We start from the raw sequence: 13,039 nt of genomic DNA, 5'->3' as shown, positions 1-13,039 counted from the left end.
AAAAACTGTCAATCAAAATAGCTTTGAAATGAATTCGAGATAGTGATAGCGTTCACATCAGTCGCGGTCTGGAGGAGATGGCGATGATGGTCGTTTTCTCAAAGCGAGGGATGGCCAAGGGAGGTGAATTTGGCTGTGCATGACCCTGTCGTGATCGTCGGGGCCGCCCGTACTGCTATGGGTGGGTTCCAGGGCGAATTCAAATCGGTTGCCGCGCCCGATCTCGGAGCGGCGGCGATTCGCGCGGCCGTCGAACGGGCTGCGGTTCCGTTTTCCGACGTTGACGATGTGCTGATGGGCTGTGTGCTCACGGCCGGGCAGGGGCAGGCTCCGGCCAGACAGGCGGCGATTGCCGCCGGAATCCCCAACTCGATTGGCGCGACGATCATCAACAAGATGTGCGGCTCCGGCATGAAGGCGATCATGCTGGCGCATGACCAGATTGCGGCGGGAAGCTCTTCCATCGTGCTGGCGGGCGGCATGGAAAGCATGAGCAATGCGCCCTATCTGCTGGATCGCGCCCGCAATGGCTATCGTCTCGGCCACGGCAAGCTCACCGACCACATGTTTCTCGACGGTCTCGAAGACGCCTATGACAAGGGCCGGCTAATGGGTACTTTCGCGGAAGATTGCGCTGAATCCTACCAATTTACCCGCGCCATGCAGGATGACTATGCGCTGACCTCGCTTGAACGGGCGCGACGCGCCATAGCTGACGGTGCGTTCGAGGCGGAAATTGCGCTGGTCGGAGACGTCGCCGTGGACGAGCAGCCGGGCAAGGCAAAGCCGGAAAAAATCCCGCAGCTGAAGCCTGCCTTTCGCGATGGTGGAACGGTGACGGCGGCTAATTCCAGTTCCATTTCCGATGGTGCGGCCGCTCTTGTTCTCATGCGCAGATCGGAAGCGGAAAGGCGGGGCCTTTCACCGCTGGCAACCATTATCGGTCAGGCCTCCCATGCCGATGCACCGGCCGGATATCCAACCGCTCCCATCGGCGCGATGAGGAAGCTGTTCGATAAAACCGGCTGGGCCGCGAAGGATGTCGATCTCTTTGAAATCAACGAGGCCTTTGCCGTCGTGGCCATGGCGGCCATGCGCGACCTCGATCTGCCGCATGAGAAGGTGAACGTGCATGGCGGCGCCTGCGCGCTCGGCCACCCCATCGGCGCTTCCGGCGCGAGGATCGTCGTCACCTTGCTGGCAGCCCTGCAGCGCCACGGGCTGAAACGCGGCGTGGCCGCCGTCTGTATCGGCGGCGGCGAAGCAACCGCGCTCGGCATCGAGCGGCATTAAGGGAGGCGGCGATGATCCTGAACGAAGCCCAGCAGCAGATCAGGGACATGGCCCGCGATTTCGCCCGCGAGCGGCTCGCCCCCGGCGCTGCCGCGCGCGACCGGGAAAGCCGATTCCCGAAAGACGAACTGAAGGAAATGGGCGAACTCGGTTTCCTCGGCATGCTGGTCTCCGAGGATTATGGCGGCTCGGAGACTGGCGCGGTTGCCTATGCCTTGGCGCTGGAAGAGATTGCTGCCGGAGATGGTGCCTGTTCCACCATCATGAGCGTGCACAATTCGGTTGGCTGCGTGCCGATCCTTAAATTCGGGACCGAAGAGCAGAAGCAGCGTTTCCTGCCCAAGCTCGCCTCTGGCGAATGGATCGGCGGTTTTGCACTGACCGAGCCGCAGGCCGGTTCCGATGCCTCCAACCTGAAGACCCGTGCGCGGCGCGATGGCGACCGCTACGTTCTCGACGGCGCGAAGCAGTTCATCACCTCAGGCAAGAATGGCGATGTCGTCATCGTTTTTGCCGTTACCGATGCGGCGGCGGGCAAGAAGGGCATCACGGCCTTCATCGTACCGACGGACACGCCGGGTTACGAGGTTATCAGGGTTGAGGAGAAACTCGGCCTGCATTCGTCCGACACCTGTCAGATTGCCTTTACCGACATGGTGGTCCCGGCCGAATTGCGGCTCGGCGAGGAGGGGCAGGGTTATCGTATCGCGCTCGCCAATCTGGAAGGCGGCCGCATCGGTATCGCCGCGCAGGCGGTCGGCATGGCGCAGGCGGCCTTCGAGGCGGCGCGGGATTATGCCCGCGAACGCAAGGCTTTCGGACAGGCAATAATCGAGCATCAGGCAGTGGCCTTTCGCCTCGCAGATATGGCGACGCGCATTGCGGCGGCGCGGCAGCTGGTGCTGCATGCGGCGGCGCTGAAGGAAGCGGGCGAGCCCTGTCTTTCGGAGGCCTCGATGGCGAAACTTTTTGCGTCCGAAATGGCCGAGCGCGTCTGCTCGGACGCCATCCAGATTCACGGCGGTTACGGCTACATGGCGGATTATCCGGTGGAGCGGATCTATCGCGATGTGCGCATCTGCCAGATTTATGAGGGAACCAGCGATGTCCAGCGCATGGTCATCGCGCGGAACCTCTGAAAATGTTTCGTCGTCTGGAGGAGATGGCCATGGGAGGAGTAGAATGGATATAACCGAAACGCCACATCTCAGCCTGCATGTTCCGGAACCCGCGGTGCGGCCCGGCGACCAGCCGGATTTCTCCAATGTGAAGATATCCAAGGCCGGCACCGTGCCGCGTCCGGAGGTGGATGCAGCACCTGAAAGCATGCGCGATCTGGCTTATTCGATCATCCGCGTCCTCAATCATCAGGGCGAGGCTGTCGGGCCATGGGCAGGGCTGCTCTCGGACGAGGATTTGCTGGTCGGCCTCAAAAACATGATGCGGCTTCGGGCTTTCGATGCCCGCATGCTGATGGCGCAGCGGCAGGGCAAGACCTCCTTTTACATGCAGCATCTGGGGGAGGAGGCTGTCAGTTGCGCCTTCCGCAAGGCGCTTTCCAAGGGCGACATGAATTTCCCGACCTACCGGCAGGCGGGGCTGCTGATCGCCGACGATTATCCGCTCGTCACCATGATGAACCAGATCTATTCCAACGAGCTCGACCCGCTGCATGGGCGGCAGTTGCCGGTTCTCTATTCCTCGAAGGAACACGGCTTCTTCACCGTCTCGGGTAATCTCGCCACGCAATATGTACAGGCGGTCGGCTGGGCGATGGCTTCGGCCATCAAGGGCGATACCAAGATCGCGGCCGCGTGGATCGGCGACGGCTCGACGGCGGAGTCGGATTTCCATTCAGCGCTGGTCTTTGCCTCCACCTACAAGGCCCCGGTCATCCTCAATATCGTCAACAACCAATGGGCCATTTCCACCTTTCAGGGCATTGCGCGCGGCGGTTCCGGCACCTTTGCAGCGCGCGGGCTGGGCTTCGGCATTCCTGCACTCCGGGTCGATGGCAATGATTATCTCGCCGTTTATGCCGTGGCGCGCTGGGCGGTGGAGCGGGCGCGCCGCAATCTCGGCCCGACGCTGATCGAATATGTCACCTATCGTGTCGGCGCCCATTCCACCTCGGATGATCCTAGTGCTTACCGGCCAAAGACCGAATCCGAAGCCTGGCCGCTCGGCGATCCGGTTCTCCGCCTCAAGAAACATCTCACCCTGCGCGGCGTCTGGTCGGAGGAACGGCACCGGCAGGCGGAGGCGGAAATTGCCGATGAGGTGCTGGAGGCACAGCGCGAGGCGGAAAGTCACGGTACGCTGCACGAGGGCAAAAAACCGCCGAAAAAGGATATTTTCGAAGGCGTTTATGAGGAGATGCCGCCGCATCTCGCCCGCCAGCGCCAGAAGGCAGGGTGGTAGGACATGACAAGAATGACGATGATCGAAGCCGTCCGCAGCGCCATGGATGTTTCCATGGAACGCAGCGACGATGTCGTGGTGTTCGGCGAGGATGTGGGTTATTTCGGCGGCGTGTTCCGCGCCACGCAGGGGCTACAGGGAAAATACGGCAAGACCCGCTGTTTCGATGCGCCGATCAGTGAATCCGGCATCGTCGGCACGGCCATCGGCATGGCCGCTTATGGGCTGCGGCCCTGCGTCGAAATCCAGTTCGCCGATTACATGTATCCCGCCTATGACCAGATCACCCAGGAAGCAGCGCGCATCCGCTATCGCTCCAATGGCGATTTCACCTGCCCCATCGTTCTCAGAATGCCGACCGGCGGCGGCATTTTTGGCGGGCAGACGCACAGCCAGAGCCCGGAGGCGCTTTTCACCCATGTCTGCGGGCTGAAGGTGGTGGTTCCCTCCAATCCCTATGATGCCAAGGGGCTGCTGATTGCGTCCATAGAAGACCCCGATCCGGTCATGTTTCTGGAGCCGAAACGGCTTTATAACGGTCCTTTCGACGGCCATCATGATCGGCCGGTAACGCCCTGGTCCAAGCACGAGATGGGCGAAGTGCCGGAAGGTCATTACACCATCCCCATCGGCAAGGCGGAAATCCGCCGCCCCGGCAACGCTGTCACCGTCATCGCTTATGGCACCATGGTGCATGTGGCGCTGGCGGCGGCGGAAGAGACGGGTGTGGATGCCGAGATCATCGATCTTCGCAGCCTGCTGCCGCTCGATCTTGATACCATCGTGAAGTCCGTTTCGAAGACCGGCCGCTGCGTGATGGTGCATGAGGCGACACTCACCTCCGGCTTCGGCGCGGAGGTCGTGTCGCTGGTGCAGGAACATTGCTTTTATCATCTGGAGGCTCCCGTCGTCCGGGTCGCCGGCTGGGATACGCCTTATCCCCATGCGCAGGAATGGGACTATTTTCCGGGACCCGCCCGCGTCGGGCGCGCCCTCGTAGACGTCATGGAGGCCTGATTATGGCGGAATTTGTTATCACTATGCCCGATGTCGGTGAAGGCGTGGCGGAAGCCGAGCTGGTGGAATGGAACGTCAAGCCGGGCGATATCGTCCATGAGGACATGGTGCTGGCCGCTGTCATGACGGACAAGGCGACGGTGGAAATCCCCTCGCCGGTGGCGGGGATCATCACCTGGCTCGCCGTGACGGTCGGAAACACGGTGCCGGTGAAAGCACCGCTCGTCCGTATCGAAACCGATGTCGCTGCGGCCGCACCCGATGGCAGCGCGCCGGAGGCGGAGGCGCCAACCCGGACGACGGAAGAGGAAGCGCCTGCCGACATGACGGAAGCGCCGCCACCTGTTGAAACCCAGCCAGCTCCGCGCCAGGCCGAAGAGGCACCTTCCGTGCCCGCAGCCGAGCCCCATCACAAGCCGCTCGCATCCCCCGCCGTTCGCCAGCGCGCCGATGATCTCGATATCGATCTCACCAAGGTCAAGGGAACCGGGCCAGACGGGCATATCACCCATGCCGATCTCGATGGATTTTTAACGATACGGGGCCGGCCGGAACGTCCCGAGCCGATGACGCCGCACGATAGCGCCGTCGAGGAAGTGAAGATAACGGGTCTGCGGCGCAAGATTGCCGAGAAGATGGTGCTTTCCGTCTCGCGCATTCCCCACATCACCTATGTCGAAGAAGTCGACGTGACCGATCTGGAGGATCTGCGCGCCACGATGAACGGCAATCGCCGTTCCGGGCAGCCGAAGCTGACGATCCTGCCGTTTTTGATGCGTGCGCTGGTGAAAGCCGTGGCCGATCACCCCGGCATGAACGCCACTTTCGATGATGAAAAAGGGGTCGTCAGCCACTATGAAGCGGTTCATATCGGCATCGCCACGCAAACGCCGGCGGGCCTGACTGTTCCGGTCGTCCGCCACACGGAAACACTCGGCCTTTGGGACTGTGCGGAAGAAGTCGCGCGTGTTGCGGAAGCCGCCCGCACCGGCACCGCCCATCGGGAAGAGCTGATGGGCTCCACCATCACCATCAGTTCGCTGGGGGCTCTGGGTGGTGTTGTTTCGACGCCCATCATCAACCATCCCGAGGTGGCGATCATCGGTGTCAACAAGATCATGACACGGCCGGTCTGGGATGGGTCGCGTTTTGTGCCGCGCAAGATGATGAACCTGTCTTCGAGCTTCGACCATCGGGTCGTCGATGGCTGGGATGCGGCGGTCTTCATTCAGGCCATCAAAGCGCTGCTGGAGAAGCCGGCGCTTATTTTCATCGAGTGAGAGGCGACCGGCGACCATTCGGTCACGCGCCCCTCCCCCCCTGTGACAAGCACAGGTGGGAGGGGCGCGCGTTTTTTAGCCGCCGTTTTCGACCTTCATGGAACTGTTTCGCTGTCGCTATAGGCTTGCGTTCGTCATCTTCGGGTATAGAAGAGAAGAACGAGAAGCATGTTTTCTCATCATGATCATAGTGGCGGACGGGGGCGCTCGGGTGCCCGGTGGTTCGCTGTCCGCCGGCAACCGAATGAAGAAGAAGGTCCTCCCATGCGCACTCCCAAACCCGTTGTCCTGACTATTCTCGATGGCTGGGGGCTGAACGAGGACACATCCAGCAATGCGCCTGTTCTGGCGAATACGCCGACCATGGACCGGCTTTTCGCCACCTGCCCGAATGCGACGCTGACTACCTTCGGCCCGAATGTCGGCCTGCCCACCGGGCAGATGGGCAATTCCGAAGTCGGTCACACCAATATCGGCGCTGGCCGCATCGTCGCCATGGATCTCGGCCAGATCGATCTGGCGATCGAGGATGGCAGCTTTTTCCGCAATGCGGCGATGCTTGATTTCGCCGCCACGGTGAAGGCCGCGGGCGGTGTGGCGCATCTGATGTGCGTCGTTTCCGATGGTGGTGTCCATGGGCATATCCTTCACGGCCAGGCGGCGGTGAGGTTGATGATCAGCCACGGCCTGAAGGTCGTCGTGCATGCCATCACCGATGGCCGCGATGTCGCGCCGCAATCGGCTGAAGATTTCGTGGCGGCGCTCGTCGCAAGCCTGCCGCAGGGTGCGAGCATCGGCACGGTGATCGGCCGTTATTATGCGATGGATCGCGACAATCGCTGGGAGCGTGTCGAGAAAGCTTATGACGCGATGGTTCTGGCGAAAGGCGAACACGCGCGGGATGCGGTGAGCGCCGTTGCCGAGAGCTACAGGAGCAATGTCACGGATGAATTCATCCTCCCGACGGTGATCGATGGTTATGAAGGTTTCAAGGTCGGCGACGGCCTGTTCTGCCTGAATTTCCGCGCCGACCGTGCGCGTGAAATCCTGCTCGCCATCGGCGCGGATGATTTCGACGGTTTTGCGCGAGAAAAGCCGGTGCTTTCGGCGCTGCTGGGCATGGTGGAATATTCTACCCGCCATAGTGGTTTCATGACCACGGCTTATCCGAAGCGCGATATCGTCAACACGCTCGGCGCCTGGGTGGCAAAGCAGGGGCTGACGCAGTTCCGGCTCGCTGAGACGGAAAAATATCCGCATGTCACCTTCTTCCTGAATGGCGGCAAGGAAGAGCCGGAAGTGGGCGAAGACCGCTTCATGCCGAAATCGCCGAAGGTCGCGACCTACGATCTGCAGCCGGAAATGAGCGCGGCTGAGGTCACGGAGAAATTCGTCGAGGTGATCGGCAAGGGTTATGACCTGATCGTCACCAACTACGCCAATCCTGACATGGTTGGCCATACCGGTGATCTACAGGCGGCGATCAAGGCGTGCGAAGCCGTGGATCGCGGTCTTGGTGCCGTTGTTGCCGCCCTTGAAAAAATTGGTGGCGCCATGCTTGTGATTGCCGACCACGGCAATTGCGAAACCATGGTAGACCCCGTCACCGGCGGCCCGCATACGGCCCATACCACCAATCCGGTGCCGGTGATCCTGTTTGGCGGCCCGGAAGGCGCAAAGGTGCATGACGGCATTCTCGCCGATGTCGCGCCGACGCTGCTGCAACTGATGAACGTGCCGCTGCCCCCGGAAATGACAGGCAAGAGCCTGATCGATCTGTAATCGAACGCAGTCGGGAAAAGCGCGCCAGCCCCATGATACTGCTGATGCCGGCGATGCGGCCGTTGAAGACAAACAGCAAAATGCTGGCGAGACCCAGCAGCATGCCTCCGAACAGAGGCGGCCAATAGGGCGTCACGGGTTTTCCTCCGGCGCGCAGAAAATGGCGTAGAGAGCCTCTATCAGCCGCGCCGCCTTGTCTTCTGCCAGCCGGTAGAAGATTTGTTTGGCTTCCCGCCGTGTTTCGACGACGCCGGCTTCCCGCAACACCCCGAGTTGCTGGGAGAGCGTCGGCTGGCGGATATCGAGCTTGGTTTCCAGTTCGCCGACGGAAAACTCCCCCTGCGCCAGCGTGCAGGCGAGCATCAGCCGGGCAGGATGAGCCAGCGTCTTTAAAAGTATCGCGACCTCGACGGCGCGCTTTTCCATAGCGGGAAGGGGAATCTCACCGACATTTTTGGGCTTTTCCAGTGGGGTTTCCGTCACCATGTGCTGCCCTCCAGCACGTCCAGCGGAAATTTCAGATAACGCTTGCCATTCGCCTCCGGCTCCGGCATGCGGCCGCCACGAATATTGACCTGCAGGGCATGGAGAATGAGCTTCGGCATCGGCAAGGTGCGATCCCGCGCTTCCCTCAAACGAATGTAGCCCTCCTCCGTCATGCCGGCCAGATGCGGATTGCTGCGTTTCTGTTCGCCAACCGTGCTTTCCCATTTCGGGGCGCGGCCGCCGGGTTGATAATCATGGCCGGTGAAAAGCCGTGTGTCGTCGGGAAGGGCGAGGATATCCTGAATCGATGCCCAGAGCTCTTTGGCGCCGCCGCCCGGAAAATCGGCGCGCGCCGTGCCGGAATCCGGCATGAAAAGCGTATCGTGCACGAAGGCCGCGTCGCCTACCGCATAGGTCACGGAAGCCAGCGTATGGCCGGGTGAAAACAAGACGCGGGCTTCCAGCGAACCGATGCTGAACCGGTCGCCTGTCTCGAACAGCCGGTCCCATTGGGAGCCGTCGGTCTTGAGATCGGGCCAATTGTATTTCTCCTGCCAAAGCTTCTGTACGCCGGTGACTTTGGCGCCGATGGCGGTCTTTGCACCGGTCTTCTGCTTTAGATAATGGGCGGCGGAAAAATGGTCGGCATGCGGATGGGTATCGAGAATCCATTCCACCGAAAGCCCCTGGCGCTCCACATAGTCCAGAATGGCGTCGGCATTCATCGTTCCGGTCGCGCCGGATTTTTCATCGAAATCATAGACCGGATCGATGATGGCACAGCCGCCGGTCGCGGGATCGGAAACGACATATTGGACACTCGATGTGCGTGGGTCGAAAAACGCCTTGATGTGCGGCACCGCTGCCGACCGACGCTCCAGCCAGCGCGTGGCGGCGGAAAGATCAAAACCATGCGTCTTGCCGAAAGCCTCGATATCCTCCGGCTGCATGCGCCCATCCAGCGCTTCGCCGAGAACATAAAGCGTCAGCGCCCGGGTGCCGCCCTTGCAATGGGCAAAAACAGGACCTTCGGCCTCGGCCATCTTCTGCTGGAAGGCGCGGATATCGGCTTCCGTGATGGTGGGGCCACTGACCGGGATGAAACCATAATCCATGCCGGCTGCACCGGCTGCACTCTTTTCCTGCGTATTGCCAGGCTGACCGGGCTCTTCGCCATCGGGCCGCGCATTAATGATGCTTTTAAAGCCTTGGGCGGAGAGCGATGGGAAATCGGCAATCGCCGGCTGGCCCGCAACCGTCAGATGCTCGTTAATCTTCACGGCATTCATCGGCATCTCCTGTTGTTATGAATTAATATATAATATCATATAATGTATATTGATTTCCCGCAAGGGGTGGAGAATATCCTCGTGCCGAATGGCCTTCTGCCTGGCACGCAAAGACGCCTTGTGCCTGAAGCTATTCTGGCACAAGGCGTTTTCCCGGAAGCCGGCGCAAATTCGGCGTGCTTCAGACGGCCAGCCTGCGGCGGGTCGCCTTCCAGCCAAGACAGATTGCTGCCAAGAGCAGGACCGTCTGAGCCACGACAAAAGGCGGCTCGTTGCCGTTCGGGGCTAGGTTGTTGAGCGTTTCGACCTTGAGGAAGGCCTGAACGATCAGCACGAACATATTGAGGTAAAGGCTGATCGTGGCGGTGATTATATAGATGATGCGCGATCTGCCATTGAGGCCGTACCCGTAAAGCGCAACGAGCGCGATGGCCAGAAAGGCGCTCGAGATGATACCGACGCCGAGCGCAGGCGTGAAATTCCCGATGGGAAACAGAAAGCCCGTAAGCGTGGTGGCGAGCGTGGTGACGAGAAAAACCGCCGTCATGCGCGGCATCCACCGCCCTACCGCATAAGCGGGCAGGGCGATCAGTCCGGTGGCAATGCCGATGAAGCTTAAGGCCACATGCAATGCCGTGAATTGGGGAATGGTCAGTCCAAGGATCATGATACGTCTCCCACTATTCGGTTTTGGCCGCACGATACCGGCTGGCGGCAAGTGCATGCGACAGATTGGGCCTCAACGCCGCGCGTGCTGCAAGGAAATTTTCAAGGTCGGCCGTATCCGGCAGGGAAGGAATGGTCAGCGCTTCACCGAGATCGAGACCGGCAAGGGCCGCATCCACCATGTCGTGCACATCCATGACCATGGCGGCCGGAATGGCGTCGAGTCGTTCCTCTTCCCATATCGCGGTGCGGGTGATGCCGGGCAGAACGGCCTGAACCCGTACACCGGACGGCGAAAGCTGCGCCTGCAACGCCTCGGTGAAGGCGAGCACAAAAGCCTTTGTGGCCGGATAGACGGCGGTGAATGCCGCTGGCATCAGCGCCGTGACTGAAGTCATGTTGATGATCGTGCCTTTGCCTTCGGCGGCAAGGCGCGGCGCGATGGCTGCCGCGAGCCGGGTGACGGCGAGAATGTTGAGGTTGATCATCGTCGTCACATAGGCCGGGTCCAGCGCCGTGATTACGCCTTCCCCGGCGATGCCGGCATTGTTGACGAGGCCGGTGATGCGTCGGTCTTCGCGCAGCCGCGCCTCGACCTTTTCGAGGTCTTCCGCCCTGGAAAGATCGGCGCTGAGAACCTCGACGGCGATGCCGTGGTCCTTTTCCAGCTGCGCTGCCAGTGCCTTCAGCTTCTCGGCACGCCGCGCGACGAGGATGAGATCGTGGCCGCGTCTTGCGAGGCGTTCGGCGTAAACGGCGCCGATACCATCGGATGCGCCGGTGATGAGAAAGGTATTCTGTGTCATGTCCGTGTCTCCGGTGTCTGGTGGTTTCAGGCGTTGATGAAGGTGAGGAGGTCGGCGTTGAACCGGTCCTGATGTGTCTGGGTCAGGCCATGATCGGCGCCCTCGTAGATTTTGAGGACCGCGTGTTTGACTATTCTGACCGTGGAAAGTGCTGAAGCGCCGACCGGTACGATCTGGTCGTCATCGCCATGTAGCACCAGCGTCGGTTTGTCGAAGGCTTTCAGGTCCTGGTGGAAGTCGCTTTCCGAGAAGGCGCGGATGCTGTCGAGCTGGCCCTTGAGACCGCCCATCATGCCCTGCCGCCAGAATTCCTCGCGAATGCCTTCCGAAATCACGGCGCCTTCGCGGTTATAGCCATAGAAGGGAATGGTCAGGTCCTTGAAGAACTGGCTGCGATTGTCATAGGTGCCCTTGCGGATGCCATCGAAGACATCGATGGGCAGGCCGATGGTATTGCTTTCCGTCTTCAGCATCAGCGGCGGCACCGCGCCGATGAGGGCGATCTTGGCAACGCGGGCCGTGCCGTGGCGGCCGATATAACGTGTCACCTCGCCGCCGCCGGTGGAATGGCCAACCAGAATGATGTCGTGGAGATCGAGCTGTTCGATCAGTTCGGCCAGATCGTCGGCATATTGATCCATGGTATTGTTGTGCCAGACCTGATCCGAACGGCCGTGGCTGCGCCGGTCATGGGCTATGGTGCGGAAACCGTTATTGGCGAAGAACACCATCTGCGCATCCCAGGTATCGGCGCTGAGCGGCCAGCCATGGGAGAAGATGATGGGCTGGCCGTCTTTCGGACCCCAGTCCTTGTAGAAGATGTGCGTTCCGTCTCTGGTGGTAATCGTTGTCATGGCTCTCTCTCCTGTTGCAGGGGGCTTGCTTGCGTCCCGTGGGAATAGAGATACTCTTGATGCAGCCGGGGCTGGATTGGCGCTTCTGACAGAAAGCGAGCCGAAACTGACAAAACAGGGGTAAGGGGCATGACGGGTGTAACGGGAAGCACGCTGGAAGTCGGTCTGGTCCTCTACCGGGACTGTCAGATTGCCATGGTGCATGGCATCACCGATCTTTTCGCCATCGCATCGGTATTTTCACAGGATCGCGGTGGGCCGAAATTGCGGATCAGCCACTGGAGCATGGGTGAGGGCGGTGAATTTTCCCGCTGTCATGATACCGATCCAGGTCCGGGGCATCCCGATATCTTCGTCGTACCCGGGAGGCTGACCGGGCCGGCCGAAATCGAGGAGGCCGAGCCTTACGCTCGCTGGCTGCTGGACCGGCATGCGCAGGGCGCGACGCTGGCGGCCAGTTGCGGCCGTTCCTTCCTGATCGCCGCGACCGGGCTTCTGGCCGCCCGCCCGGCCACGACCCACTGGCTGTTTGCCGAACGGTTCCGTGAGCGTTTTCCCGATGTGCGGCTGGAAATAGACAAGATCGTCATCGAGGACGGCGATATCATTACCGCCGGCGGGCTGATGGCGTGGACCGATCTTGGCCTGCGCATCGTCGACCGGCTGCTTGGCCCCTCGGTCATGATCGAGACCGGCAAATTCCTGTTGATCGATCCTTCCGGGCGGGAGCAGCGCCACTATAGCAGTTTTGCCCCGAGGCTGACGCATGGCGACGAGCCGATCCTGAAGGTGCAGCACTGGTTGCAGGCGCGTGCCGGGCGGGCGACGAGCGTGGCCGATATGGCTGGCCACGCCGGGCTGGAGGAGCGGACCTTCCTGCGTCGCTTCAAGGCGGCGACCGGTATGAAGCCAATCGAATATGTCCAGCATCTGCGCGTCGGCAAGGCGCGGGAACTTCTGGAATTCACCCGCCGTTCGGTCGATCAGATTGCCTGGTCGGTAGGTTACGAGGATGCCGCCGCATTCCGCCGCGTGTTTCATCGCATTCTCGGGCTTTCACCGGGTGAGTATAGAAGCCGCTTTTCCAGCAACTCGGCCATGGCAGCCGCCTGAACTGCACCTGCGGCTCCTCCGACGCTGACGCC

At 61.0% G+C, this 13,039-nt stretch carries 12 protein-coding genes and 1 pseudogene; 7 read left to right on the top strand and 6 right to left on the bottom strand.

Features of this window, described 5'->3' with window-relative positions; translation table 11 throughout:
• Positions 1 to 129 precede the first annotated feature (129 nt).
• The 6 genes from CFBP5499_RS18055 to gpmI all read left to right on the top strand — a co-directional run bounded on the left by CFBP5499_RS18055 (position 130) and on the right by gpmI (position 7,793).
• The gene (locus CFBP5499_RS18055) at positions 130 to 1,293 is read left to right on the top strand and encodes an acetyl-CoA C-acyltransferase (protein WP_080829559.1); all 1,164 of its coding nucleotides are present in this window, start codon (positions 130 to 132) and stop codon (positions 1,291 to 1,293) included.
• A gap of 11 nt (positions 1,294 to 1,304) precedes the next feature.
• Entirely contained in the window at positions 1,305 to 2,432 is a 1,128-nt protein-coding gene (locus CFBP5499_RS18050) for an acyl-CoA dehydrogenase family protein (RefSeq protein ID WP_080829560.1), read from the top strand.
• Between the two features lie 43 nt (positions 2,433 to 2,475).
• Positions 2,476 to 3,714 carry a 3-methyl-2-oxobutanoate dehydrogenase (2-methylpropanoyl-transferring) subunit alpha gene (locus tag CFBP5499_RS18045; protein WP_080829561.1) on the top strand — a complete coding sequence of 413 codons (1,239 nt, stop codon included), beginning with the start codon at positions 2,476 to 2,478 and terminating at the stop codon, positions 3,712 to 3,714.
• A 3-nt stretch (positions 3,715 to 3,717) separates the two neighbouring features.
• A complete protein-coding gene (locus tag CFBP5499_RS18040; protein WP_080829562.1) occupies positions 3,718 to 4,731 on the top strand; it encodes an alpha-ketoacid dehydrogenase subunit beta in 1,014 nt (337 codons plus the stop codon).
• Positions 4,732 to 4,733: 2 nt separating this feature from the next.
• Positions 4,734 to 6,011, top strand: coding sequence for a dihydrolipoamide acetyltransferase family protein (locus tag CFBP5499_RS18035; RefSeq protein WP_080829563.1), 1,278 nt, complete (start codon positions 4,734 to 4,736; stop codon positions 6,009 to 6,011).
• Positions 6,012 to 6,275: 264 nt separating this feature from the next.
• Positions 6,276 to 7,793: a 2,3-bisphosphoglycerate-independent phosphoglycerate mutase gene (gene gpmI / locus CFBP5499_RS18025; RefSeq protein ID WP_080829565.1), complete on the top strand. Its 1,518-nt coding sequence runs from the start codon at positions 6,276 to 6,278 to the stop codon at positions 7,791 to 7,793.
• Between the two features lie 13 nt (positions 7,794 to 7,806).
• Here the strand turns inward: gpmI and CFBP5499_RS30520 are convergent.
• The 6 genes and pseudogenes from CFBP5499_RS30520 to CFBP5499_RS17995 form a co-directional block, all read right to left on the bottom strand.
• A pseudogene (locus CFBP5499_RS30520) lies at positions 7,807 to 7,929 on the bottom strand (YeeE/YedE family protein); the annotation flags it as partial.
• Positions 7,926 to 8,279, bottom strand: a complete 354-nt coding sequence (bigR, locus tag CFBP5499_RS18015; protein ID WP_080829566.1) for a sulfite-sensing transcriptional repressor BigR — start codon at positions 8,277 to 8,279, stop codon at positions 7,926 to 7,928. The pseudogene CFBP5499_RS30520 and the gene bigR, both read right to left, overlap by 4 nt.
• On the bottom strand, positions 8,273 to 9,568 hold the full coding sequence (blh, locus tag CFBP5499_RS18010) for a bifunctional sulfur transferase/dioxygenase Blh (RefSeq protein WP_080829567.1): 1,296 nt from the start codon (positions 9,566 to 9,568) through the stop codon (positions 8,273 to 8,275). The genes bigR and blh overlap by 7 nt, the downstream gene beginning before the upstream one ends.
• 181 nt (positions 9,569 to 9,749) lie before the next feature.
• Positions 9,750 to 10,235 (bottom strand): hypothetical protein, encoded by a 486-nt coding sequence (locus tag CFBP5499_RS18005; protein WP_080829568.1) that lies wholly within the window; start codon positions 10,233 to 10,235, stop codon positions 9,750 to 9,752.
• A gap of 13 nt (positions 10,236 to 10,248) precedes the next feature.
• A complete protein-coding gene (locus tag CFBP5499_RS18000) occupies positions 10,249 to 11,040 on the bottom strand; it encodes an SDR family NAD(P)-dependent oxidoreductase (protein WP_080829569.1) in 792 nt (263 codons plus the stop codon).
• A 26-nt stretch (positions 11,041 to 11,066) separates the two neighbouring features.
• Positions 11,067 to 11,894, bottom strand: a complete 828-nt coding sequence (locus CFBP5499_RS17995) for an alpha/beta fold hydrolase (RefSeq protein WP_080829570.1) — start codon at positions 11,892 to 11,894, stop codon at positions 11,067 to 11,069.
• A gap of 129 nt (positions 11,895 to 12,023) precedes the next feature.
• Between CFBP5499_RS17995 and CFBP5499_RS17990 the strand changes: the two genes are divergently transcribed.
• Positions 12,024 to 13,007, top strand: coding sequence for a GlxA family transcriptional regulator (locus tag CFBP5499_RS17990; RefSeq protein ID WP_080829571.1), 984 nt, complete (start codon positions 12,024 to 12,026; stop codon positions 13,005 to 13,007).
• Positions 13,008 to 13,039: the final 32 nt, after the last annotated feature.

The organism is Agrobacterium tumefaciens (assembly GCF_005221325.1).
In the GTDB taxonomy this organism is placed as follows: Bacteria; Pseudomonadota; Alphaproteobacteria; order Rhizobiales; family Rhizobiaceae; genus Agrobacterium.
The sequence above is the reverse complement of the archived record's forward strand: the minus strand, read 5'-3'. Positions and strand labels throughout refer to the sequence as shown.

Bases quoted from the DNA above. Each gene is read 5' to 3' on its own strand.
- CFBP5499_RS18050 (WP_080829560.1), top strand. From the start codon at position 1,305: ATGATCCTGAACGAAGCCCAGCAGCAGATCAGGGACATGGCCCGCGAT.
- CFBP5499_RS18045 (WP_080829561.1), top strand. From the start codon at position 2,476: ATGGATATAACCGAAACGCCACATCTCAGCCTGCATGTTCCGGAACCC.
- CFBP5499_RS18040 (WP_080829562.1), top strand. From the start codon at position 3,718: ATGACAAGAATGACGATGATCGAAGCCGTCCGCAGCGCCATGGATGTT.
- CFBP5499_RS18035 (WP_080829563.1), top strand. From the start codon at position 4,734: ATGGCGGAATTTGTTATCACTATGCCCGATGTCGGTGAAGGCGTGGCG.
- gpmI (WP_080829565.1), top strand. From the start codon at position 6,276: ATGCGCACTCCCAAACCCGTTGTCCTGACTATTCTCGATGGCTGGGGG.
- bigR (WP_080829566.1), bottom strand. From the start codon at position 8,279: ATGGTGACGGAAACCCCACTGGAAAAGCCCAAAAATGTCGGTGAGATT.
- blh (WP_080829567.1), bottom strand. From the start codon at position 9,568: ATGAATGCCGTGAAGATTAACGAGCATCTGACGGTTGCGGGCCAGCCG.
- CFBP5499_RS18005 (WP_080829568.1), bottom strand. From the start codon at position 10,235: ATGATCCTTGGACTGACCATTCCCCAATTCACGGCATTGCATGTGGCC.
- CFBP5499_RS18000 (WP_080829569.1), bottom strand. From the start codon at position 11,040: ATGACACAGAATACCTTTCTCATCACCGGCGCATCCGATGGTATCGGC.
- CFBP5499_RS17995 (WP_080829570.1), bottom strand. From the start codon at position 11,894: ATGACAACGATTACCACCAGAGACGGAACGCACATCTTCTACAAGGAC.
- CFBP5499_RS17990 (WP_080829571.1), top strand. From the start codon at position 12,024: ATGACGGGTGTAACGGGAAGCACGCTGGAAGTCGGTCTGGTCCTCTAC.